Consider the following 23,683-nt stretch of genomic DNA (forward strand, 5'->3'; position numbering starts at 1 on the left):
GAGTTCGCATGTCTGCCAGGAACACAGGAGGTATCGATGACACGCAGCGAAATCGCGGAACTCCGCTACACGGTCGGCCAGCTCCGGCAATCCATCGGCGCACTGCGGGCCCACTACGGCGACGCGAACATGGTGCGGCGGCTGGAGAACGACCTCGAACGGCTCGTCATCGACGCCGACGAACTCGAGCAGTCACCGCCGCCGGAGATCCGCCGCCGCCCCCAGGACACCATCTACGTCCCGGACAGCAAGTCCGACGAGGCGGCCTGGATGGGCGCGCAGGACGAGGGCCTGGGTTTCCACTCCCGCCCGAGGACCACTTAACGCACACTGTCGGATGCGCGGGCCCACTCCGTGCCGGTGGGCCCGCGCATCCTTGCGTCGACCCCACCCATCGGTGAGTCAGGCGCGGTGGCGGCCGAATCGCCGGGACGGGCGGGCACCGTGGAACCGGGCGCCGCGCGGGGTTTCGGCGATGGGATCCGATTTCGCCGATTCGAACAGCGCCGCGATGCCGTGGTCATGGCCGAGTGCGATCGCCTCCAGGCCGTAGTTGCCACCGGTGCGGGCGAGTTCGTGCAGCATCGTGGTCATGATCCGCAGGCCGGTGGCGCCGACCGGATGGCCGAGCGCGATGGCCGAGCCGTTCACATTCAGCCGGTTTCGCGGATCGAAATCCCATTCCCGCGCCAGCGCAAGCACTTCCACCGCGAATCCCTCGTTCACCTCGACCAGATCGATCTCGTCGAGCGCGAATCCGGTGCGCCCGAGCAGCTTTGCGACAGCGGGCGCCGCGCCGAGCGTCGCTGTGTCCGAATCACATCCGGCCGCGGCCCAGCCCACCAGATACGCCATCGGGGTCAGGCCGAGATCGACCAGCCGGTCCTCGGCGACGACGAGACAGGCCGCCGCGCCGTGCCGGTGCGAGCTCATGTTGCCCGCGGTGACGACGCCGTTCGAGACCAGCGGGCGCAACGCGGCCAAGGTGTAGGTGGAGACGTCCTCGCGCACGCCTTCGTCGCGCAGAATCCGGTGTCCTCCGGTGCCTTCGAGGCCGGGATCGGACCAGCCCGGCTCGTCCAGCACGCCGACCGGGATCACCTCGGCGGCGAATGTGCCCTGCCGCCAGGCGCGCGCGGCCTTGCGATGGCTGGCCACCGCGAACTCGTCGGCGGCCGCCCGGCTGATGCCGTAATAGCGGGCCAGTTCCTCGGCATTGGCCAGATCGGACGCGTTCGCCGATTCTCCATGGCAGGCAGCGGCATCCGGGGCGCACTCGACGCCGCCGGCCACCACGACGTCGGCGGCGCCGGTCTGCACCATCATGGCCGCGGTGATCACCGCCTGTAGCCCGCTGCCGCAGCGCCGATCGGTCAGGAAACCCGGAACGGCGAACGGCAACCCCGCGCCCCGCGCGGCAACCCTGCTCAACGCGGGCCCGGTAGCCAGACCGCCGTCGACACACGCCATCGCGACGTCCTCGATGCGCGTCGGGTCGATCCCGGAACGCTCGACCACTGCGGACAGCACCGTCGAAGCCATCCATTCCGGCGGCATTCCGGACAGCGCTCCGCCTTCGATCCCACTGGGCGTCCGGACCGGCGCGACTATCGCCGCTCGTCTCATCTTGGTGCTCCTTCCCCCGGCCGAGTCCGCCGCGACAATGGCATCTGCGCACGTCAGCGGGTGCATCTCGGAAAGAGGTGACCACAGATTTGTTGCCGCCGTGTGACGATCGGCGCGTCGGAATTTCGACTTCGGGTTTCGTTTACGCGGAGACCCCTCGAATCCTGTTCTGTTTTAGACGAGTTCGAAGTGTTTGCGGTCCGTTCACCGCTCGACCACATCGGTTGAAGTGACATCCAATGTGGCGCAAATCACGGGCATCCGGGCGGGTCCGGAATGCCGGGACCCTGCTCGAGCGATAGCGGGGGTGTCGTATGGTGCTGGGCATCACATTCGATTGCGGAGGTAACGATGACCACCCGCACAGCAGACCAGCGAGGCATCCACCAGTGAGTGAGCGCAGCGATCGAACCAAAAACACAGCGCCCTCGGCATTCACGACGGTGCCGAGCGTCAGCGAGGCGCGGTCGTGAGTGCCGCACCGACCGCCGCCACCCCGGAAGCGGGGACCGGCGTCTTCAGCAAAACAAGGGCTCGAATTTCCGAACGTACCCTGCGTACCGATCGATGGTGGATTCCGCCACTGTTCACGGTGCTCGGGCTGGCCGCGTTCGTTATCTACGCGACGATCAGATCCTATGTGCGAACGGCTTATTGGGTTCCGGACTACCACTACCTGACGCCGTTCTACTCACCGTGCCTCAGCACCTCGTGCGTCGAGGGTTCGAGCCACTTCGGCACGCCGTTCGGCGAGCTGCCCGCGATCCTGCCGCTCGGCTTCGTGGTGCTGCCCTTCCTGCTCGGCTTCCGGCTGACCTGCTACTACTACCGCAAGGCCTACTACCGGGCCGTGTGGTTCTCCCCGCCCGCCTGCGCGGTCGCCGAGCCGCACGCCAAGTACACCGGCGAGACCAGGCTGCCGCTGATCATCCAGAACGTGCACCGCTACTTCTTCTATGTGGCCGTGGTGGTTTCGGTGATCAACACCTACGACGCGATCGTCGCGTTCCACGGCAAGGACGGCGGATTCGGCTTCGGCCTCGGCAATATCGTCCTGTGGGTCAACGTGATCCTGCTGTGGGCCTACACCCTCTCCTGCCACTCGTGCAGGCACATCGCGGGCGGGCGGCTCAAGAACTTCTCCACCCATCCGGTGCGCTACTGGTTCTGGACCCAGGTCTCCAAGTTGAACACCCGGCACATGGCGCTGGCCTGGACCACTCTCGGCACCCTCGTGCTGACCGACTTCTACGTCATGTTGGTTGCCAGCAAGACGATTTCGGATCTGCGGTTCATCAACTGATCCGCCCCAACCCCAGGAGTATTCGCGGCCATGCCAGAAGTTGAACGGCACAAGTACGACGTCGTCGTGATCGGGGCCGGTGGCGCCGGATTGCGTGCGGTGATCGAGGCCAGAGAACACGGCCACTCCGTCGCGGTGGTGTGCAAATCCCTGTTCGGCAAGGCGCACACCGTGATGGCCGAAGGCGGCTGCGCCGCATCGATGGGCAATGCCAACGAAAAGGACAACTGGCAAACGCATTTCAAGGACACGATGCGTGGCGGCAAGTTCCTGAACAACTGGCGCATGGCCGAACTGCATGCCCAGGAGGCGCCCGACCGGGTGTGGGAGTTGGAAACCTATGGGGCACTGTTCGATCGAACCGCCGACGGCCGGATCAGCCAGCGCAACTTCGGTGGCCACACCTATCCGCGGCTCGCGCACGTCGGTGACCGCACCGGCTTGGAAATCATCCGCACCATGCAGCAGAAGATCGTCGCGCTGCAGCAGGAGGACTACGCGGCGACCGGCGACTACGAGTCGCGCATCAAGGTCTTCTCCGAATGCACCATCACCGAATTGCTGAAGGACGGGGACCGGATCTCCGGCGCGTTCGGCTACTGGCGCGAATCCGGCCGATTCATCCTTTTCGAAACGCCCGCGGTGGTTTTGGCGACCGGCGGCATCGGCAAGTCGTACAAGGTGACCTCGAATTCGTGGGAGTACACCGGCGACGGCCACGCACTCGCGCTGCGGGCCGGGGCGACGCTGATCAACATGGAGTTCCTGCAGTTCCATCCGACCGGCATGGTCTGGCCGCCGAGCGTCAAGGGCATCTTGGTCACCGAGGGTGTGCGCGGCGACGGTGGGGTGCTGAAGAACACCGAGGGCAAGCGGTTCATGTTCGACTACATCCCGCCGGTCTTCAAGGGGCAGTACGCCGAAACCGAGGAAGAGGCCGATCAGTGGTTGCGCGACAACGATTCCGCGCGCCGCACCCCCGATCTGCTGCCGCGTGACGAGGTCGCGCGCGCGATCAACGAGGAGGTCAAGGCCGGTCGCGGGACTCCGCACGGCGGCGTCTTCCTCGATATCGCCTCGCGCATGCCCGCCGAGGAGATCAAACGCCGGCTGCCCTCCATGCACCATCAGTTCAAAGAGCTCGCGGACGTGGATATCACGGCGGAGCCGATGGAGGTCGGCCCCACCTGTCACTACGTGATGGGTGGTATCGAGGTCGATCCCGATACCGGGGCGGCGACGGTGCCGGGTTTGTTCGCCGCGGGTGAGTGTTCCGGCGGCATGCACGGTTCCAATCGCCTCGGCGGTAATTCGCTGTCGGACCTGCTGGTGTTCGGCCGCCGGGCCGGGCTCGGCGCCGCCGCGTATGTCGAGCAGCTCGGCGCACGGCCGACGATCACCGACGCCGACATCACGGCGGCCGCGAAAGTCGCGCTGGCACCGTTCGACCCGCCTACCGAGGGCACGGGAGAGAATCCGTATACCCTGCACACCGACCTGCAGCAGACGATGAACGACCTGGTTGGGATCATCCGCAAGGAACACGAGGTGCGCGAGGCGCTCAGCAAGCTCGCCGAACTGCGCGCCCGGTTCAAGCAGGTCACCGTCGAGGGTCACCGCCAGTTCAATCCTGGTTGGCACCTCGCGCTGGACCTGGAGAACATGCTGCTGGTCAGCGAGTGCGTCGCGAAGGCGGCATTGCTGCGCACCGAAAGTCGGGGCGGGCACACCCGCGACGATCATCCGTCGATGGATCCCGCCTGGCGGAACCAGCTGCTGGTCTGCTCGGTGGATCCGAGCACGGCGGGGGAGACCATCCCTGACGTCACTGTGACGCCGAAGGCGCAGACCCCGATGCGGCCGGAACTGCTCGCCCTTTTCGAACTCGGCGAGCTCGAAAAGTACTACACCCCGGCGGAAATCGCCGGGCACCCGGCGGCGGCCGGGACATCGACAGAGCGAGAGGCGTAGCGATGGGTTACGACGCCAAATTCCGCGTATGGCGCGGCGACCTCGACGGCGGCGAACTGCACGACTTCACCGTGCCGGTGAACGAGGGCGAGGTGGTGCTCGACATCATCCACCGGTTGCAGGCCACCCAGGCGCCGGACCTGGCGGTGCGCTGGAACTGCAAGGCGGGCAAGTGCGGTTCCTGTTCGGCCGAGGTGAACGGGCGGCCGCGGCTGCTCTGTATGACGCGGATGTCCACCTTCACCGAGGCCGAGGTCATCACGGTGACCCCGATGCGCACCTTCCCGGTGGTCAAGGACCTGGTCACCGACGTGTCCTTCAACTACCAGAAGGCCAGGGAGATACCGTCGTTCACGCCGCCCGCGGATCTGAAGCCGGGCGACTACCGGATGAAGCAGGTCGATGTGGAGCGCTCCCAGGAGTTCCGCAAATGCATCGAATGTTTCCTGTGCCAGAACACCTGTCACGTGGTGCGTGACCACGAGGAGAACAAGACCTCGTTTGCCGGGCCGCGGTTCCTGATGCGGATCGCCGAATTGGAGATGCATCCGCTGGATGTCGCCGATCGGCGCGACCTCGCCCAGGACGAGCAGGGACTCGGCCTCTGCAATATCACCAAGTGCTGCACCGAGGTCTGCCCGGAACATATCAAGATCACCGACAATGCCTTGATCCCGATGAAGGAGCGCGTGGCCGATCGTAAGTACGATCCGCTGGTGTGGTTGGGCAACAAGCTTTTTCGTCGCTGACGCCGATGACAACCGGCCGAGTTTCAGGCTCGGCCGGTTGGCGCACCCGTCATAACATCGCCACCACGCCGACGGCGACCACCCACACCAACACGCCGACGAACAGAGCCGACAGCAGTGAGCCGGTGAGGATGTAAACGCCGATCGAGGTCACCGCGAACAGCAGCGCGACGATCAGCCATTCCACCCAATCCCCAGGCCGCAATTTCTTGTACCGGGAGTGGGAACCTTTGAGCCCACGGTCCACAAAAAATTAACTACCCAAAAGATCTCCGGGCGAAACCGGGTTTGTTGCCGGATCTGAACCGTTTTGTGATCTTGTTGATCCGCGTGGTGCGGGACACGGTAAGGCCCGGCGCGCACAGGACGCTGCCGGGCCCACGCGCGCTATTCCGGGCGGTCGAACTCGCCGTCGTGCACACCGGCGGTGAACGCGGCCCATTCCGCGGGCGTGAAGATCAGTACGGGCCCGTCGGGGTTCTTGCCGTCGCGCAGGCCGACGTGACCATCCGCGAGCTGCGCCACCTCGACGCTGTCGTTGCCCGCGCCCGCACCGGCCTTGCGCCACGTCGCTCCGGTCAGGTCGACATTCGCGCCACTATTGATACTCACGACTTCTCCTCGCCTGCGCTCGATGTCGCTGCTCGCGCCATACTCACGAACGGCTGAATTCGCCGTCCGTCACTCCGGCGGTGAACGTATCCCATTCCGCGGGACCGAAAACCAGAGCCGGGCCACCGGGGTTCTTGCTGTCGCGCACACCGACATGTCCGCCGTCGAGGAAAGCGACCTCGACGCAATCCTTGCTGCCGCTGCGCGTGCTCGTAAACCACTGCGCCCCAATAAGATCGATACTCATGCCGCAAACTCCTTCGCTATCTGCCGGAGCAGATGTCTGCTGGTTTGTATATCCAGCGCGGCGCGCTGGAGGCACTCGTGTGCCCGATGATACCGCTGCACATCGACCGGTCTTTCGAGGTAGAGATCGCCGGTAAAACCCTCCACATACACCACGGGTGGCTCTACCGGCTGCCCCTTGCTATCGGTACCGAACTCCAGAATGGTGAACGGTCCAGTTGAATCTCCGAGCGGAATGCCGGCCGCGAACGGCAGAATACGCACCGAAACATTGTCACTGGTACTCAAATCGGCAAGATGTCGTAGCTGCGCCGCCATCACTTTGGCGCCACCGACCACGCGGCGCAAGACCGACTCGTGCAACACCACGGCGACGGTGGCCGGCGAGGCCTTCCTGGTGATCAATGCCTGCCGTTGCATCCGCAGCTGCACGCGCCGCTCCAACTCGGCGGCGGTGTCATCCGGGTAGCCGAGCCGGTGCAGCGCCCTGGCGTAGTCCGCGGTCTGCAGCAGGCCGAGCACCAGCTCGGATTGGTAGGAGCTCAGCTGCTGGGCCGAGGCCTCCAAACCCACATAGACGTCGAAGTTTTCGGGGATCAGGTCGCCGTAGGCGTGCCACCAGCTCTTGACCGCGGCCTGCTGGGCCAAACCCTTGAGACCATCGGCCAGCTCGTCGGGGATGCCATAGATGCGGCACAGTTCCTGGATGTCGATGGTGCGGATGCGATCGGCTTGACCCTTCTCCAGGCGTTGCAGAGTGCTTGCGCCCCACTCCATCAGCCGGGACGCCTCGGCGATGGTCAGTCCCGCCTGGGTGCGCCAGTCGCGGAGATATCTGCCTAGTTGCCGGCGCGGTAAGGTGGAGGAGGCGCTGTCGGTACCGGTCGGTTTGTCAGACCATCCGGACGCTCGCTCCGAACTCGTTGACGCTCTTGCCGAACTCGCTGACACAGCACGCTCCGTTCTGTGTTCGGCTGCTCACCCGTGGTTTTCCGGGGGCAACCAGCAAGCTCGGTTCCCCGTCACTTCGCTTGGGCAGCGGGCTCTTTCGTCCACTATGGAGAATCCTCCCCTCCCGGCTGGTTTTCGTGCTGGGAATTCGCGCGAAATCTTTGGATATCCATCGCGGGCGTTGTTTCATGCATCCGGCAATGGTGTGCTGGAAGTATGCCCGGAGGCTCGAACGCCCGCAGTGGCGTCGCCGCGAAACCTCCGGGCACTCACCAGGAGTCGCCCGCAGGAACGAGGAGTCATGGCTGTACATGTCATAGCGTCGTCCTTGATGACCAGCGATCTCACCGCGCATCGAGCACGCAGCGTCGGCCACGGGAGCTGGGTGGTTTCCTACCTCCCCGGCCGCACCCTGACGTGCGCGCAAGCCGTTGCCGCATTGCGGGTTGCCGAAGTGGTGCCGACCCTGCTCGACGTCGTCGGTGAGCTCGCCGACGAGGTCGGGCTGACCGCGCTGGAGGCGGTCGGGATGGCCGTGCGGCAATCCTCCTGGGCCGACGATCACCCAGCGCCGACTCGACATCGTCGGCCCAAGGACCGGCACGAGGCGGGAGTCGCCTGATGCAACTCACCAACCTGAATATGCATGTGGCCGCGATGTTGGCGTGCGGGACCGATCCCGGCGTGATGACCAACGAACAAGCGCACGCGGCAATGCAATTACACCTCGATTGCACCGTCGACCGTTGCCTGGTCCGCCGCCGGGCCCGGACCACGCTGGTAGAAGCGGGTAAGTGCGTGCTCGACGAGCGCGCGCTGCCGTCCTGAGGGCACTCGGCACCCGACCGAAACAGCCGCGATCCGATACCGTTCTCTGCGCGACGAGGCATGTGGGCGTGTGAGAGGCGAAGTCTGGTGTTGATGAGGCTGTTCCGAGGTTCGGTGGCAGTGCTGGCGGTTTCGGTGCTGACCGCCGTGCCGGTCAGTGGTTACGGCAATGCCGCGCCGGGCACCGACGCGGGCTCGACCGGGATGGACCGGTTCTACCGCCAAGAACTCCACTGGAAGCCCTGCGGAATCGCCAATCTGGACAAAGCCGGTGGCGAGTGCGCGGACGTGCTGGTGCCGCTCGACTACAGCAGGCTCGACGGCCGGACGATGACCGTGGCGATATCGCGGGTCAAGGCCACCGATCCGGCTCGGCGGCAAGGGATTCTGCTGGGCAATCCGGGCGGGCCCGGCGGGGAAGGGCTGGACAGCGTCGACCTGCTCGGTGACGTGCTGACGCCGGAGGTGCTGGCCACGCACGACCTGATCGGGATGGATCCGCGCGGCGTCGGGGAGTCGGGGCGCAGCCCGCGCTGCGGTTGGCCGGTCGGCGAGATGATCCGGTCGGCCGGTCTGGACCCGCTGGGTTTCGTGCACGACACCGTGCAGTCGGCGGGCATGGCGGCGGGGTGCCTGATCCACGACCCGGAGATGATGCGGCAGTTCACCACCCGTAATACCGCTCGGGACATGGATGTCGTCCGTGGTGTGCTCGGCGAGCAGAAGATCGACTACTTCGGGCTGTCCTACGGCACCTACCTCGGCGCGGTGTTCACCCAGATGTTCCCGGAACGCAGCGGACGGATCGTACTGGACAGCGCGATCGATCCGGACCGGTACTGGGCGGGACTGGTGCAGGACTGGGGTCCGGCGGACGAGATCGCGTTGGACGACTGGGCGGCATGGGCCGCGACCAAGGACGACACCTACCACTTCGGGTCGACGCCGCAGCAGGTGCGGACGACGATCGAGGACCTGGTCCGGGCCGCGGCGCGGCAGCCGATCGTCATCGACGGCTTCGCTGTCGACGATCACTGGCTGCCGTTCGTGCTGCACGGACTGCTGACGAATTTCCGGCTGAACGTGGCGATGGCCGAGACGGTGCGGGAGATCGCCGATGCCGCGGGCGGTCCGCCGACGGCGGCACGCTCGCCGCGGCTCGGCGCCATCCTGAAGGCGTTGCGCGACGGCGAGAACTCGGCGCTGGCGCAGATCGCCTGTGGCGACGTCGGGGTGCCGCGCGATCCGGGCTGGTACTGGCGCAACATCGAGGAGAGCCGGGCCACCCAGCCGGTGTTCGGGGCGATGGCGAGCAATATTCAGCCGTGCGCGTTCTGGCCGAGTCCGGTCGAACCCGCGACCGTTGTGCGCAATGCGGTACCCGCGCTCATTCTGAGCGCGACAGGCGACCCCCGTACTCCGTACGTCCATGCGCGCAGGCTGCACGAGTACATGTCCGAGTCGCGACTGGTCACCTTGCAGGATGTCCGCATTCACCTGACCTTCCGGCCGGGGCTGAGCAGCTGCGTGAACGACGCGATCAATACCTATCTCGGTACGGGAACGCTGCCCGCCGAAGATATGACGTGCTACGCCGACCCGTCGACGCAGTAGGCGGGTGCTGCTGGTCGGCCCGATGACCGGATGTCATCGGGCCGGTGGGTCAGGCCGCGACGGGTGCGGAATCGTCGGCGAACTGGGTGCGGTACAGCTCCGTGTACCGGCCTTCGGCCGCCAACAGCTGGCTGTGCGTGCCGCGCTCGATGATTCGGCCGTCCTCCAGCACCAGGATCTGATCGGCGGCGCGGATGGTGGACAGGCGGTGCGCGATCACCAGGGCCGTCCGGCCATCCAGCGCTTCCGAGAGTGCTTCCTGGACAGCGGCTTCGGAGGTTGAGTCGAGCGAGGCGGTGGCCTCGTCGAGGATGACCACGCGCGGCTGCTTGAGCAGCAGGCGGGCGATGGTCAAGCGCTGGCGTTCACCGCCGGAGAGCCGGTAGCCGCGTTCGCCGACCACGGTGTCCAAGCCGTCCGACAGGGATTCGACCAGATCGCGTAACCGAGCCCGCTGCAAGGCATCCCACAGTTCGGCCTCCTGTGCCTCTGGCCGGGCGAGCAGCAGGTTCGCCCGGATGGTGTCGTGGAACAGGTGCCCGTCCTGGGTGACCAGGCCGACGGTCTCCCTGATCGACTGGGTGGTCAACTCGCGCACGTCTGTTCCGTTCAACCGCACCGCGCCGCTGTCCACGTCGTAGAGGCGGGAAACCAGCTGGGCGATAGTCGATTTGCCCGCACCCGACGAGCCGACCAGCGCGATGAGCTGGCCGGGCTCGGCGCGCAGCGACACCTTGTGCAGCACGTCGACGCCGCCGCGGGTGTCCAGGGTTGCGACGTCCTCCAGCGAGGCCAGCGACACCTTGTCGGCGGACGGGTACCCGAAGGTCACATTGTCGAGTTCGACGGCGACCGGTCCCGCCGGCACCGGCACCGCGTCCGGCGCGTCCTCGATCAGCGGCCGCAGATCGAGTACCTCGAAGACCCGCTCGAAGCTCACCAGCGCGGCCATGATCTCCATCCGGGCGCTGGCCAGCGCGGTCAGCGGCGTGTAGAGCCTGGTCAGCAGCAGCGACAACGCCACGACGGCACCCGCGTCCAGCTGCCCGCGCAGCGCGTACCAGCCGCCGAGTCCGTAGACCAGGGCCACCGCCAGCGCCGAAACCAGGGTGAGCGAGGTGACGAACACGGTCTGCAGCATCGAGGTGCGCACGCCGATATCGCGCACCCGCCGGGCACGCAGCTCGAACTCGCCGGATTCCTGCCGCGGTCGGCCGAAGAGCTTCACCAGCGTGGCGCCGGGCGCGGAGAACCGCTCGGTCATCTGCGTGCTCATGGCGGCGTTCAACTTGGCCGCCTCGCGCTGCATGTCGGCCAGCCGGTTACCCATCCGCCGAGCGGGAAGAACGAACACCGGCAGCAACAGCAGCGCGAGCAGGGTGATCTGCCAGGAGATGCTTAGCATCACGCCCAATGTGAGTGCGAGGGTCACCAGATTGGCCACCACGCCGGACAACGTGTCACTGAACGCGCGCTGGGCACCGATCACGTCATTGTTCAACCGGCTGACCAGCGCACCGGTGCGGGTCCTGGTGAAGAAGGCGATCGGCATCTTCTGCACGTGATCGAAGACCGCGGTCCGCAGGTCCAGGATCAGACCCTCGCCGATGCGCGAGGACAACCAGCGGATGGCCAGCCCGAGCGCGGCGTCGAAGACCGCGATCGCGCCGATGATCAGCGCGAGCTTGACCACGACCGTTGGCGCCGCGCCGCCGACGATGTTGTTGACCACCCGGCCCGCCAGCACCGGCGTGGCCACCGCGAGCAGCGCGGACACCACACTGAGCAGCAGGAACACCCCGATGCGGCGGCGATGCGGCGCGGCGAACCCGACAATGCGCCGGGCCGTGGCCATGCTGAACGGCCGCTGCTCCTTGGGCGCGTTGGCCCGCCGATAGATCTGACTCCACGCCACCGATTCGATACTCACGTAGAACTCCCTCTCGCTCCCCACCCCATCAAAGCCGTCGCCACCGACACTAAGACCTCAACAAAGGTTGAGAGCAAGCCAATCCCACCCCACCCGAATTCCCCGCACAGCGAAATTCCAACGACGCTTAGGCTGGCGTGGTGAGCGAGGACCGGGTGGTGGCGGCGCTGGGCGGCAGGATCGGCGGCGAGGTCGATGCGTCGGCGCGTCGGCGCGCCGAGTATTCGGCGGACGCCTCCAACTATCGGGTGCCGCCCCGGGCGGTGGTGTTTCCTCGCACGGACGAGGATGTGGCGGGCACCCTCGAATTCGCCAAGGACAACGGGCTGTCGGTAACCGCGCGGGGCGGTGGCACCTCGGTTGCGGGCAATGCGGTCGGCCCCGGGCTGGTGCTGGACTTCAGCAGGCATATGCATCGGATCCTGGCAGTGGATCCGCAGACGCGGGTCGCCCGGGTACAGCCCGGTGTCGTGCTTTCGGAGTTGCAGCGCACGGCTCGACCACACGGGCTGCGGTTCGGGCCGGACCCGTCCACGCAGAATCGCTGCACCCTCGGCGGCATGATCGGCAACAATGCCTGCGGGCCGCGCGCCGTCGCCTGGGGCCGCACCTCGGACACGGTGCGGGAACTGCGCATTCTCGACGGCAGCGGTGTCGAGCGGACGCTCGCGGACGACCTGTCCGTGCTGCCCGGGCTCACCGAGTTCACGAGGGCGAACCTCGCGGTGTTGCGCACCGAGCTGGGTCGCTTCGAGCGGCAGGCCTCCGGCTATGGGCTGGAACATCTACTGCCCGAACGTGGTTCGGCGGTGGCGAAGGCCTTCGTCGGGTCCGAGGGCACCTGCGGGCTGCTGCTCGACGCGACGGTCGAGCTGGTTCCACTGCCGAAGGCCACCGTGCTGACGGTGCTCGGCTACCCCGATATCGCCACCGCCGCGGACGATGTCGCCGCCGTGATGGCGTGCGCGCCGACCGCGGTCGAGGGCATCGACGCGCGGCTCGTCGATGCCGTCCGCGCCCATCGCGGCACCGTCCCGGACCTGCCGCGCGGCGGCGGGTGGCTGTTCGTGGAGACGGTGGGCGACACCCCCGCCGAGGCCGTGGCGGTCGCCGAACAACTGCGCCGGTCCGTCGACGCGCTCGATTCCCGCATCGTCACCGATCCCGCTGCCGCGGCGGCACTCTGGCACATCCGCGCCGACGGCGCTGGCCTGGCCGGTCGCACGCCGAACGGCCACCCGGCCTGGCCGGGCTGGGAGGACGCGGCGGTGCCGCCGCAGCGGCTCGGCGCCTACCTGCGGGATTTCGCCGACCTCACGCGCGAGCACGGGGTGGACGGCTTGCTGTACGGCCACATCGGTGACGGCTGTATCCACGTCCGGCTGGATCTACCGATCGCCGATGCCCCGCAACGCTTTCGGCGCTTTCTGTTCGACGCCGCCGAACTGGTTGTGCGGCATGGCGGTTCGCTGTCCGGCGAGCACGGCGACGGCCGGGCTCGGTCGGAACTGCTCTCGCTCATGTACTCCCGTCCGGTGCTCGACGTATTCGCCGGATACAAGGCCCTTTTCGATCCGGACGATGTGCTCAATCCCGGCGTGCTGGTCGAGCCGCGACCGGTCGATGCCGACCTGCGGGTGGCCGAGCTGCCACTGGTCCACGCTGCGGGCGGCTTCGCGTTCCCGCACGACAACGGCGATATCGGTACGGCAGTGCACCGCTGTGTTGGTGTCGGCAAGTGCCGCGCCGATACGCGGGCCGCCGGTGGCTTCATGTGCCCGTCCTACCTGGCCACCCGGGACGAGAAGGACAGCACCAGAGGCCGGGCCAGGGTATTGCAGGAAGTGGTGCGCGGCGAGCTGCCGTGGTCGTCCGACGCGGTCGCCGAATCCCTGGATCTGTGCTTGTCCTGCAAGGCTTGTCGGTCGGATTGCCCGGCGGGCGTCGACGTGGCCACCTACAAGGCCGAGGCGTTGTATCGCCGCTATCGGCACCGCCCTCGGCCGCTCGATCACTACTCGCTGGGTTGGCTGCCGCGCTGGCTGGCCGTCGCGACCCGCCTACCGCGGGCCGCCAACGCGCTGGCCGAGGTCGTCGTGCTGCGCCGAATCGGGTTGCGCGCGGCGGGTATTGATCCGCGCCGCGAGGTGCCGCGACTGGCGGATCGTAGTTTCCGGCGGATCTGGCGCGACCTCGGCGGCGTCGCACCGCCCATGGGGTCGGCGGGTGCGTCGGAGGACAACCCACGCACCGGTGCGGCAATGACCGAGACGCAGAGTCCAGCCAGCACCTCGGGGGACAGTGCCGATCGACCCGAGGTGATGCTGTGGATCGACACCTTCACCAACGCCTTTGATCCCGAGATCGCGCTGGCCGCGGCGCAATTGGTGCAGTCGCTCGGTTACCGGGTGCGCATTCCCGTCCGGCGGGTGTGCTGCGGACTCACCTGGATCAGCACCGGCCAGTTGGATGGGGCTCGCACACGCCTGCGTGCCACGCTGGACGCGCTCGATGAGCACGTGCGAGAAGGCGGCATCGTGGTCGGCCTGGAACCGTCCTGCACCGCCGTGCTGCGCTCGGATCTACCCGAGCTGCTACCGGACGACCCGCGCGCGGCGGCAACGGCGCAGGCTGTACGCACCCTTGCCGAATTCCTGGCCGAACAACCGAACTGGGAGCCACCGCACCGGCCCGGCCGAACAGTGGTGGTTCAGCCGCATTGTCACCAGCACGCGATTCTCGGCTTCAATGCCGATCGCCAGGTGTTAGCCACAATGGGTATCAATGTGACTGAAATCACCGGATGCTGTGGGCTGGCGGGAAACTTCGGAATGCAGAACGGCCATTACGACATTTCGGTCGCGGTAGCGGAGAACGGTTTGTCGCCCGCATTGCGCACCGCCGGGGAGGATGCGGTATTTCTCGCGGACGGCTTCTCCTGCCGTACCCAGGCCGCCCAGCTGGCCGGTCGCCGGGGCCGCCATCTGGCGCAGTTCCTGTTGGAGCAGTGAGACTTTCGCGCGCTCGCCGAGCCGACGGGCACGGCGAGTGCGCGATACCGGTCAGCTGCCGAATGGCAGTGTGCCTGGCGGAATCTGGTAACCCGAGCTACCTGCGGAAACGCCACCCCAGGCGTTGAGCAACCAGTTGAGCAAGTTGGTGATCATTCGATACCTCCATGTGGCGACTGCCAGCTGTTTGCCGATCGGAACCAATATCGCCACGTCCATTCTTCGCGTTACAAAATACCGTGGACCTGCTGTCATGCGGAATCGGCATCGAAAAACGATGAATTCGGTTGTGGGCAAGTGGTTCCCGATCGACTGCGGACGGGCACGCATTCCGCCGCACGCCATCGGGCAGAATGGTCCGATGCGTAACGCGATGGTCGAGCCGGAGGTGGACCCAACCGGTCTGGCCAGGACCGTGACGTCCGACCGTCCGATCGACTTGGCGTGCACCATCGCGCCGCTGCGCCGTGGCGCCGGCGACCCGTGCCATCAGACCACCCGCGACGGTGCGCACTGGCACGCCTCACGCATGTCGTCGGGCCCCGTCACCTACCGGCTGACCCAGTCCGGGCCGTGCGCGGTGCACGGACAAGCGTGGGGGCCGGGTGCCCAGGAATTCCTCGACGGCCTCGATCACATGCTGTGCCTGGACGAGGATCTGGACGGCTTCGTCCCGGACCACCCGAAGCTCGTCGAGGCGCATCGCCGCTTCCCCGGCTTGCGGATGTTGCGTACCGGCTTGGTCTTCGAGGCGTTGGTGCCCGCGGTGCTGGAGCAGAAGGTGCACACCATCTCGGCCCGTGGTTCGTGGCGAAAACTGGTGCGGCAGTTCGGCGATCCCGCGCCGGGCCCGGCACCGGAGGGCCTGCGGCTGCCGCCCGACGCCGACACCTGGCGCCGGGTCCCGTCCTGGGCTTTCCACCGCGCCAATGTCGGGCCGCAGCGGGCGCAAACCATCGTGCGGGCCGCCCGGGTGGCGAGCTCACTGGAACGGGCGGCGGGTGTCGACCCGGCCGAGGCCGCCCGCAGGCTGCGCAGCATCCCCGGCATCGGTGTGTGGACCGCCGCCGAGACCGCTCAGCGCGCCTTCGGCGACGCGGATGCGTTGTCGGTCGGCGACTTCAACCTCGCGGCCATCATCGGCTGGACCCTGCTCGGCCACCCCATCGACGACGACACCATGGTCGAATACCTGGAACCGCTTCGCCCGCACCGCTATCGAGCCGTCCGGCTACTGGAGATCAGCGGCCAGGCGCACAAGCCGAAATTCGGCCCGCGCACCCCACTGACCGACCACACCTGGCACTGAAACGAGCTGGGGCTCAGCCCCGGTGTAATCGGGCTCAGCCCCGGTGTAATCGGGCTCAGCCCCGGTGTAATCGGGCTCAGCCCCGGCTTGATCGAGTTCAGCCCCGGCTCAATCGAGTTCAGCCACCGGCGTAATCGGGCTCAGCCCCGGCGGGCGTTCAGTCCGTCCAGGACGCGATCCAAGCCGTAGCGGAACTTCCGGTCCCGGCGCTCGGTCGGGTTCATGTCCCAGTCGTCCTGCTGGAACCTCGGATAGTCCTTGGCCGCCTCCTCGGCGGCGGGTCGCAATTGGTCGATCAGCTCCTGTTCCGTCTGGCCGGTCCGGGCCAGCAGTGCGAGCCAAGCCGCCTCGCTGATCCCCATCCCGACGACATAACTCATCACGGCACTGATGGCGTCGCCCGCCTCCGCCGCCGGAAAGCCGCCCGCTTCGAATAGCCCGACCAGACCGTCGTTGAGACGCATGACGTTCGGGCCGAGGTAGGACAGCCCGACCTGGCCGAGCGTCGACGCCATCCACGGGTGCCGCAGGATCATCGCGCGCATGCTTTCGGCGCAGGTCTCGGTTGCCGTGCGCCAGTCCGCCGGATCGGCGATCTCGGGCACCCGGATCTCGCCGTAGACCTCGTCGACGACCAGCTCAATGAGCTCGTCTCGATTGGCGACGTGCCGGTAGAGCGAGGTCGCACCGGCATTCAGCCGGGCGCCGAGCTGGCGCATCGTCAGCGCTTCCATGCCTTCGGAATCCAGCAAGCCGACCGCCTCGGCGACGATCTGTTCCCTGGTCAGAGCCGGTTGTTCGCGGCCACGGCGCGGTCGCGTCCATACCGATCCGATCTGCTGCTTTTCGACGGCCACGTCGACTCCTTCCGTTGCCACCGAGCATAGCGCACGATGTTCGCACTTGCGTACAGCCAGAAACGATGCGTACTGTGTTCGCAACAAGAGAACACCGTACGCAACACCGTGAGAAGAGAGTTTCCGATGGACGCGATGGACACCCGCAATCCGAAGCGCTGGTGGATTCTGATCGTGCTGTGCCTCAGCACGCTGGTCCTGGTCATCGACAACTTCGTGCTGGCCGTGGCGGTACCGCCGCTGGCCGAGGACCTGAACGCGAGCGCACAGGACATCCAATGGATCCTGGATTCCTACATCCTGGTGTTCGCGGGCCTGCTGCTCACCTCAGGCAGTCTCGCCGACCGGTTCGGCAGGCGCCGGGTGATGATCATCGGTCTGGTGTTGTTCGGCGTGGCTTCACTCGGCGCCACGCTGGCCACGAGCGCGATCGAGTTGATCGCGGCGCGCACGGTGATGGGCATCGGTGGCGCGCTGGTGCTGCCGAGCACGCTGTCCATCCTGATCACCGTGTTCGACGACGCGGAACGGCGCAAGGCGATGAGCTTCTGGAGCGCCGCCTCGGTGCTCGGGCTGGTCGGCGGACCGGTGCTCGGCGGCGTGCTGATCGCGCACTTCTGGTGGGGCGCGGCGTTTTTGATCAACATTCCGGTGGCCGCCATTGCCATTGTCGCCGCGCTGGTGCTGATGCCGGAATCGAAGGGACCGTGGACCGCGCCGGACGTGCCGGGTGCGCTGCTGTCGATGATCGGGATGACCGCGCTGGTGTGGACCATCATCGAATTCCCCAAGGGCGGTTTCGATCACGCTTCCACGCTGATCACGATGGCCGTCGCCGTCGTCAGTCTGGTCGCCTTCGTGGTGTGGGAGAAGCGGGTCGAGCATCCGATGGTTCCGCTGAACCTGTTCCGCAACCGTGACTTCGCCGGTGGCAGCCTGTCGCTCACCCTGGTCCAGGTCGCCAACGGCGGGCTGCTGCTCGTGCTGACCCAGTACCTGCAGTTCGTGCTCGGCTACTCGCCCACCGAGGCCGGATTGGCCTTCATCCCGATGATGGCCGCCTCCATCGTGTTCAACGGGCTCGGCGCGGGCCTTGGCAGCAAGGTCGGCAACCGCACGCTTGCCGTCACCGGCATGCTGGTCTCGTCCGTCGGTCTCGGCCTGCTGGCCGGACTCGGCCCGGACAGCGGCTTCGGCGTGCTCACCGTCGCGCTGATCGTGCTCGGGGCCGGTGCCGGCTTGGCGCAGCCCGCGGCGATCGCCGCGCTGATGGGCGCCGTTCCAGCGGAGCAGGCGGGTGTCGGGTCCGCGCTGAACGACACCATTCAGCAGGCGGGCGCCGCCCTCGGCATCGCGGTGCTCGGCAGCATTCTGGCCAGCACCTTCACCGGCAACATGCCGGATTCGGCCCCCGAGATCGCCCGCACCTCGATCGGCGACGCGCTGGCCCTGGCCGCCCGCACCGGCGACACCGAGCTGGTCGCGGTCGCCCGGGAGGCCTTCACCACCGCCATGTCGACCAGCTTCCTCGCTGGTGGCACCGGAATCTTGGCCGGTGCGATCGTCGCGCTGATCGTCATGCGCAACAACAAGACCGCCCCGGCGGACGTGGATGGCCCGCTCGAAGAGGCGGCACTGGTCAAGTAGGACAACCGAATTCAGCGAAAACCTGCCCGATCAGCACTGCTGGTCGGGCAGGTCTTTTCGGTCCGTTCAGAATTCGCCGAGGACGCTGAAAACGGTACGGCCGGTGTGGGTGCCGCCGAGGATGGACTGCAGGACCTTCGACGCGTCGGTGACCGGCGCGAACTGGGTCAGCGTCGAAAGGTGCTGTGGTCGAAGCTCATTGCCGAGGCGGGTCCACAATTCGCGGCGCTTCTCGATCGGCACGAAGGCGGAGTCGATGCCGAGCAGGGCGACGTTGCGCAGGATGAACGGCATGACTGTGGTCGGCAGGTCGGAACCGCCGGTCAGTCCGCTGACCGCGACCGCGCCGCCGTAGCCGATGGCGCTGAGGATGTAGGCGAGCGACTTGCCGCCGACACTGTCCACCGCCGAGGCCCACCGGGCCTTGGTCAACGGCCGCGGCTTGGCTTCGGGATCCTCGGGCAGGCGGCCGATGACCTCGTTGGCGCCGAGTTCGCTGAGCAGATCGCCCGCGTCGGTCTTGCCGGTGGAGGCGACGATCTCGTAGCCGAGGCCGGACAGGATGTCGATGCTCACGCTGCCGACACCACCGGTCGCACCGGTGACCAGCACCGCGCCCGCCTCCGGGGTGAGTCCCCGGTCGAGCAGGGCTTGCACGCTCAGCGCCGCGGTGAAACCGGCGGTGCCGAGCGCGGCGGCGTCCCGCGGGCTCAGGCCGTCGAGCTTCACCACCCAGTCGGCGGGCACCCTGGCGTACTCGGCGTACCCGCCGTGGTGCGCGACCCCGATGTCGTAGCCGTGTGCGACCACCAGGTCGCCGGGGGCGAAATCGTCGTCCTCGGAGGAGACCACCTCGCCGGTGATATCGATGCCGGGAATGATCGGATATTTCCGCACCACCCCGCCGCCGGGTGTGATCGCCAGCCCGTCCTTGTAGTTCGCGCTGGAGAAGTGCACCTTGATCGTCACCTCACCCGGCCCGAGGAATTCCTCGCCCACCTCCTGCTTGGTGAGAACGATCCCGCCGTCAGATTCATGCGCCACCATCGCCCAGAACTCCATGCCGACGAGCATACGAGCGTTGCCGCCCACCTGGACAGATCCCGACGTCTGTCGCACGCCCGCGTTGTCGGGGTGCACAGCTTGTGTGTGCGGCTGACACAGACGGGATGCGGACTACTCCGGGACGAGTTCGAGGCGGACGCCGAGGAGGCGGACGGGGCGGTCGATGTCGAAGCGGTCGATGATGCGGAGCGCGGTTTCGGCGATTTCGGCGGGATCGATGGTGGGCGCTGGCAGCTTTTCTTGTTTGCTCCGGGTGAAGAAGGTGTTGGTCCGGACGGTCACCGAGACCCGGGTGCCGATGCGGCCCGCTTCGGCCATTTCCTCGGCGACCTCGGTGGCCAGCCGCGCGACCTGGTCGCGAATCTCGGCCGGATCGGTGAGGTCACGAGGAAAGGTTTCGGACTTGCTGCGGCCCACCGGGACTCGCGGTTCGGTGGTGACGTCGGTGTCGCCTTTGCCGTGGCCGAGGACCCAGAGGTGGGGCCGGTCGTCGGGCCGAATTCGGCGGCCAGGCGCTGCCGGTCGGCGGCCATCAGGTCGGCGACGGTGCTGATGCCGAGGTCGGCGAGGCGACTGGCGATCCGGGTTCCGATGCCCCACAGGGCATTTGTCGGGCGGTGTGCCATCACCTCGGTCCAGTTCGCGGCGGTGAGGCGGAAGACGCCGGCGGCCGCGCCCGCATCGGTGGCCGGTCCGGCGGCGGACTTGCCGGTCGATTTGGCGAACCCGGTGGCCAGTTTGGCGGTGAGCTTGTTGTCGCCGATGCCGATCGAGCAGGACAGCTCCAATTGCTCGATCGCGCCGCGGATCTCGCGGGCCAGTGCCTCCGGGTCGTCGGTGTCGGCGGCGAGGAAGGCCTCGTCCCAGCCCCACACCTCGACGCGGCCGGGGAAGGTCCGCAGCAGCGACATGACCTCGTCCGACGCCTCCTCGTAGCAGGCCATGTCCAGGGGCAGGAACACGCCTTCGGGACATTTGCGCTGCGCGCTACGCAACGCCATCCCGGCCCGGACGCCGAACGCGCGCGCCGGGTAGGAGGCACAGGTGACCACCTTGCGCGGCTCGGTCGGGTCGCCGTTGCCGCCGACGATGACGGGCAGGCCGCGCAACTCCGGGTGCCGGCGAAACTCCACCGCCGCCTGGAACTGGTCGAGATCGACATGCAACAGCCACCTGGCCATATGACCGTCATACCGCACCGGGGTGACAAGCAGCCGGCATTCCGCTCCGATGGCCCGCTGACGGCGGTGCGCGGGTGCGGCAACCGGCCTACGATTTCGGTGAGCATGAAAAGGGGGAGCATCCCGATGACCGATGCACAGGACAAGCCCGCCCCGCCGCCTGCCGTCCGGGTCGGGCACGCCGACCGGGAAATCGCCGCACGGCAGCTGCACCTCGCGGTCGAAGAGGGGCGACTCGATCTGATGGAGCTGGACCGACGGCTCGTCACGGTCTATACGGCGCGGACGACCGATGAGCTGATGGCCGTCACGGCGGATCTGCCTGCGCACGCCATGGCGCGGGAGCCGATCGAGTTGCGCATCGGCAGCGGGTCGCGCACGAAGGCCGGTCAGTGGATCGTGCCCGCCGAGATCACCGCCGAATGCAGTTCCGGCACCATCAAAATCAATTTCACCCAGACCCTCTGCCCCCATCGCGAGGTGGTGCTGCACGCGTCCGTCGGCTCCGGCACCATCAAGCTGATCGTGCCGCGCGGCTGGCTGGTCGACGTCGACCGGGTGCAGACCAAAAGCGGCGACGTGCGGAACAAGGCCACCGGGCCGGTACTGCCCGGCGCGCCGCTGCTTCGCATCGACGGCCGAGTCGGTTCCGGCGGGCTCATCGTGAAGTACCCGCGCCGTCCGAGGCGTTCCTTCCTGGAGTGGCTGCGGGGACGACCACGGCCTGCCTGACCTTCTCCTGGGCCGTCCGTTCCTGCGTCGGCCATTGCGTTGTCCAAAAAACAGAACTAAATTCTGTATATGAAGATTCGAGATCGGTTGCTGTTGGCGGCCGAGCGGCAGTTCGCGGAACAAGGCGCGCTGGAGGCGACGCTCAACCAGATCCGGGACGCGGCGGGCGCCAGCGTCGGCGCTCTCTATCACCACTTTCCGGACAAGGCGGATCTGTATCGGCAGGTCTGGGCCAATGCGCTCGTCGATTACCAGCAGCACTTCTGGGCCGCGGTGGGCGACAGCGCCGACGCCAAGGCGGGAATCACGGCGGGGGTGCGCGAACATCTGCGCTGGGTCGCCGAGAATCAGTACCGCGCAAAGGTTCTCACCTCCGCGCGGCCGCCCGGCGTGCGGGAAAGCGACAGTAACCGCGAGTTCATGCGCAACGTGGTCCGGTGGTGGCGCACACACGCGGGATATGGCGCGGTGCGTGATCTCTCGTTCGACCTCGTGTACGCCCTGTGGCTCGGGCCCGCGCAGGAGTACTCGCGGCAGTGGCTCGGCGGCGACATGCTCGCCGCTCCGACCGACGTCGCGGACGAACTCGCCGACGCGGCCTGGCTGACGCTGCGCACGGCCGAGCACCGGCCGTGAAACAGGCCCCATCCCAAGAACTATCGCGTCCGGGCCGGTCCGGACCAGCGCGAACGAAAGGCAACTGATGACTTCTTCCACCATCGATATCGACCTCGCCAAGAAGGTGCTCGCCGCGCAACCCTTCGCCGAGCTGGTCGGCACCGAAATCACCGAATTCGGCGACGGCACCGTCACACTGGTCATCCCCATCCGCCCCGAACTCGGCCAGCAGTTCGGCTTCGTGCACGGCGGCGTGCTGTCCTACGCGGCCGACAACGCGCTCACCTTCGCCGCGGGCACCGCGCTCGGCGCGAACGTCCTCACCGGCGGCTTCACCATCACCTATCTGCGCCCCGCCGCGGGAATTCGGCTGCGCGCCGTGGCCACCGTCACCGGGGCGACCCGGCGCCAGGCCGTGGTCCGCTGCGAGATCTACGCCGAGAGTGCCGATGCCGAACCGGTGCTGTGCGCGGTGGCACAGGGCATCACACGGTCGGTCGAACGCGACCTGACCGACAACGCCGCCTGAATTGCCGGGGCACCGATTAATTCGCCGGGCCTGCCTCGTCTGCATGGGTGACGAAAGGGAGAAGCTGTGACAGATTTCGTGACCTCCGCCGACGGAACCAGGATCGCATTCGACCGATTCGGCGATGGCGCACCGGTTGTCCTGGTCAGCGGGATGTTCTGCTCGCGGCCGATGACGCACGACCTCGCCACCCGGCTGGCCGAACGGTTCACCGTGATCAACTACGACCGCCGCGGCCGTGGCGAGAGCGGCGACACCGCGCCGTACGCGGTGCAGCGGGAGATCGAGGACCTGGCCGCGTTGATCGACGAACTAGGCGGCAAGGCCGCGGTGTACGGGCACTCGTCGGGTGCCGGTCTCGCATTGCGGGCCGCCGCGGCAGGAGTGCCGATCACCAAGCTGGTGCTGCACGAACCGCCCTACGGCGACGACAGCGACGAAAGTAAAAGGAGCGCAGGAGAACTCGCGGAGCAGGTAACGGCGGCCGTCGAACAGAATCGACCCGCCGAAGCGGTGCGGATCTTCCTGACCGCGGCCGGAGCTCCGCCGGAGGCGGCGCAGGCCTCCAGTCAGGACCCCGGGATGCAGGCGGTGGCGCCGACCATGCCCTATGACCTTGCCATCATGGGCGATTCCGACACCGGCGGGGTGATCCCGCTCGACCTGGTCCGCGCCGTCGATGTTCCGGTACTCGTGCTGCTCGGCGACGCGAGCCCGGAGTTCTTCCGCAACACCGCGACTCGGCTCACCGAGCTGCTGCCGGAGGCACGGCTCACCGTGCTCGAGGGCCAAGACCACGGCGCGCCTGCCGAATTCGTGGCACCGCCGGTGGCCTCGTTCCTCGCCTGAACACGCACCAGGCCGGGCACGGAGAACGTTCCGTGCCCGGCCTAGTGGTGGGCGA

General features: G+C 67.2%; 22 protein-coding genes and 1 pseudogene. 14 read left to right on the forward strand and 9 right to left on the reverse strand.

Annotated elements, in window-relative coordinates; translation table 11 throughout:
• Positions 1-36 precede the first annotated feature (36 nt).
• Entirely contained in the window at positions 37-324 is a 288-nt protein-coding gene (locus tag KV110_RS40865; RefSeq protein ID WP_218472426.1) for a hypothetical protein, read from the forward strand.
• Positions 325-402: 78 nt separating this feature from the next.
• On the opposite strand, the gene KV110_RS40870 is transcribed toward KV110_RS40865, so the two are convergent.
• A complete protein-coding gene (locus KV110_RS40870; protein ID WP_218472427.1) occupies positions 403-1,626 on the reverse strand; it encodes an acetyl-CoA C-acyltransferase in 1,224 nt (407 codons plus the stop codon).
• 469 nt (positions 1,627-2,095) lie between these two features.
• On the opposite strand from KV110_RS40870, the gene KV110_RS40875 reads away from it, so the two are divergent.
• The 3 genes from KV110_RS40875 to KV110_RS40885 are packed head-to-tail and all read left to right on the forward strand — an operon-like array spanning position 2,096 to position 5,649.
• On the forward strand, positions 2,096-2,929 hold the full coding sequence (locus tag KV110_RS40875) for a hypothetical protein (RefSeq protein ID WP_218472428.1): 834 nt from the start codon (positions 2,096-2,098) through the stop codon (positions 2,927-2,929).
• Between the two features lie 30 nt (positions 2,930-2,959).
• Positions 2,960-4,900 (forward strand): fumarate reductase/succinate dehydrogenase flavoprotein subunit, encoded by a 1,941-nt coding sequence (locus KV110_RS40880; protein ID WP_218472429.1) that lies wholly within the window; start codon positions 2,960-2,962, stop codon positions 4,898-4,900.
• A gap of 2 nt (positions 4,901-4,902) precedes the next feature.
• The gene (locus KV110_RS40885; RefSeq protein ID WP_218472430.1) at positions 4,903-5,649 is read left to right on the forward strand and encodes a succinate dehydrogenase/fumarate reductase iron-sulfur subunit; all 747 of its coding nucleotides are present in this window, start codon (positions 4,903-4,905) and stop codon (positions 5,647-5,649) included.
• A 49-nt stretch (positions 5,650-5,698) separates the two neighbouring features.
• On the opposite strand, the gene KV110_RS40890 is transcribed toward KV110_RS40885, so the two are convergent.
• The 4 genes from KV110_RS40890 to KV110_RS40905 all read right to left on the reverse strand — a co-directional run bounded on the left by KV110_RS40890 (position 5,699) and on the right by KV110_RS40905 (position 7,458).
• Positions 5,699-5,836: a hypothetical protein gene (locus tag KV110_RS40890; protein WP_246634268.1), complete on the reverse strand. Its 138-nt coding sequence runs from the start codon at positions 5,834-5,836 to the stop codon at positions 5,699-5,701.
• 200 nt (positions 5,837-6,036) lie between these two features.
• Positions 6,037-6,261 (reverse strand): DUF397 domain-containing protein, encoded by a 225-nt coding sequence (locus KV110_RS40895; RefSeq protein WP_218472432.1) that lies wholly within the window; start codon positions 6,259-6,261, stop codon positions 6,037-6,039.
• A gap of 43 nt (positions 6,262-6,304) precedes the next feature.
• Positions 6,305-6,508, reverse strand: a complete 204-nt coding sequence (locus KV110_RS40900) for a DUF397 domain-containing protein (RefSeq protein ID WP_218472433.1) — start codon at positions 6,506-6,508, stop codon at positions 6,305-6,307.
• Positions 6,505-7,458, reverse strand: coding sequence for a helix-turn-helix domain-containing protein (locus KV110_RS40905; protein ID WP_218472434.1), 954 nt, complete (start codon positions 7,456-7,458; stop codon positions 6,505-6,507). Before KV110_RS40905 ends, KV110_RS40900 begins: the two co-directional genes overlap by 4 nt.
• A gap of 331 nt (positions 7,459-7,789) precedes the next feature.
• Here KV110_RS40905 and KV110_RS40910 point away from each other — a divergent pair, with 331 nt between their 5' ends.
• The 3 genes from KV110_RS40910 to KV110_RS40920 all read left to right on the forward strand — a co-directional run bounded on the left by KV110_RS40910 (position 7,790) and on the right by KV110_RS40920 (position 9,900).
• The gene (locus tag KV110_RS40910) at positions 7,790-8,080 is read left to right on the forward strand and encodes a hypothetical protein (protein ID WP_343224155.1); all 291 of its coding nucleotides are present in this window, start codon (positions 7,790-7,792) and stop codon (positions 8,078-8,080) included.
• The gene (locus tag KV110_RS40915) at positions 8,080-8,286 is read left to right on the forward strand and encodes a hypothetical protein (protein ID WP_218472436.1); all 207 of its coding nucleotides are present in this window, start codon (positions 8,080-8,082) and stop codon (positions 8,284-8,286) included. Before KV110_RS40910 ends, KV110_RS40915 begins: the two co-directional genes overlap by 1 nt.
• Before the next feature lie 93 nt (positions 8,287-8,379).
• Positions 8,380-9,900 (forward strand): alpha/beta hydrolase, encoded by a 1,521-nt coding sequence (locus tag KV110_RS40920; protein ID WP_218472437.1) that lies wholly within the window; start codon positions 8,380-8,382, stop codon positions 9,898-9,900.
• Positions 9,901-9,949: 49 nt separating this feature from the next.
• On the opposite strand, the gene KV110_RS40925 is transcribed toward KV110_RS40920, so the two are convergent.
• Positions 9,950-11,830: an ABC transporter ATP-binding protein gene (locus tag KV110_RS40925; RefSeq protein WP_218472438.1), complete on the reverse strand. Its 1,881-nt coding sequence runs from the start codon at positions 11,828-11,830 to the stop codon at positions 9,950-9,952.
• Between the two features lie 137 nt (positions 11,831-11,967).
• Between KV110_RS40925 and KV110_RS40930 the strand changes: the two genes are divergently transcribed.
• Positions 11,968-14,841: an FAD-binding and (Fe-S)-binding domain-containing protein gene (locus KV110_RS40930; protein WP_218472439.1), complete on the forward strand. Its 2,874-nt coding sequence runs from the start codon at positions 11,968-11,970 to the stop codon at positions 14,839-14,841.
• 361 nt (positions 14,842-15,202) lie between these two features.
• On the forward strand, positions 15,203-16,150 hold the full coding sequence (locus tag KV110_RS40935) for a DNA-3-methyladenine glycosylase family protein (RefSeq protein ID WP_218479521.1): 948 nt from the start codon (positions 15,203-15,205) through the stop codon (positions 16,148-16,150).
• Between the two features lie 140 nt (positions 16,151-16,290).
• Here KV110_RS40935 and KV110_RS40940 read toward each other — a convergent pair whose 3' ends face one another.
• Positions 16,291-17,007: a TetR/AcrR family transcriptional regulator C-terminal domain-containing protein gene (locus tag KV110_RS40940; protein WP_218472440.1), complete on the reverse strand. Its 717-nt coding sequence runs from the start codon at positions 17,005-17,007 to the stop codon at positions 16,291-16,293.
• 126 nt (positions 17,008-17,133) lie between these two features.
• Between KV110_RS40940 and KV110_RS40945 the strand changes: the two genes are divergently transcribed.
• Positions 17,134-18,654 carry an MFS transporter gene (locus KV110_RS40945; RefSeq protein WP_218472441.1) on the forward strand — a complete coding sequence of 507 codons (1,521 nt, stop codon included), beginning with the start codon at positions 17,134-17,136 and terminating at the stop codon, positions 18,652-18,654.
• Between the two features lie 66 nt (positions 18,655-18,720).
• Here the strand turns inward: KV110_RS40945 and KV110_RS40950 are convergent, their stop codons facing one another.
• Together KV110_RS40950 and KV110_RS40955 are read right to left on the reverse strand one after the other, a co-directional pair.
• The gene (locus KV110_RS40950) at positions 18,721-19,716 is read right to left on the reverse strand and encodes an oxidoreductase (protein ID WP_218472442.1); all 996 of its coding nucleotides are present in this window, start codon (positions 19,714-19,716) and stop codon (positions 18,721-18,723) included.
• A gap of 114 nt (positions 19,717-19,830) precedes the next feature.
• A pseudogene (locus tag KV110_RS40955) lies at positions 19,831-20,900 on the reverse strand (DNA polymerase IV).
• Positions 20,901-21,026: 126 nt separating this feature from the next.
• Between KV110_RS40955 and KV110_RS40960 the strand changes: the two are divergent.
• The 4 genes from KV110_RS40960 (at position 21,027) to KV110_RS40975 (ending at position 23,628) form a co-directional block, all read left to right on the forward strand.
• Entirely contained in the window at positions 21,027-21,632 is a 606-nt protein-coding gene (locus KV110_RS40960; protein WP_218472443.1) for a DUF1707 SHOCT-like domain-containing protein, read from the forward strand.
• A 69-nt stretch (positions 21,633-21,701) separates the two neighbouring features.
• Entirely contained in the window at positions 21,702-22,268 is a 567-nt protein-coding gene (locus KV110_RS40965) for a TetR/AcrR family transcriptional regulator (RefSeq protein ID WP_218472444.1), read from the forward strand.
• A gap of 67 nt (positions 22,269-22,335) precedes the next feature.
• Entirely contained in the window at positions 22,336-22,779 is a 444-nt protein-coding gene (locus KV110_RS40970; protein ID WP_218472445.1) for a PaaI family thioesterase, read from the forward strand.
• Positions 22,780-22,845: 66 nt separating this feature from the next.
• Positions 22,846-23,628, forward strand: coding sequence for an alpha/beta fold hydrolase (locus tag KV110_RS40975; RefSeq protein ID WP_218472446.1), 783 nt, complete (start codon positions 22,846-22,848; stop codon positions 23,626-23,628).
• Positions 23,629-23,683 lie beyond the last annotated feature (55 nt).

The organism is Nocardia iowensis, from assembly GCF_019222765.1.
In the GTDB taxonomy this organism is placed as follows: domain Bacteria; phylum Actinomycetota; class Actinomycetes; order Mycobacteriales; family Mycobacteriaceae; genus Nocardia; species Nocardia iowensis.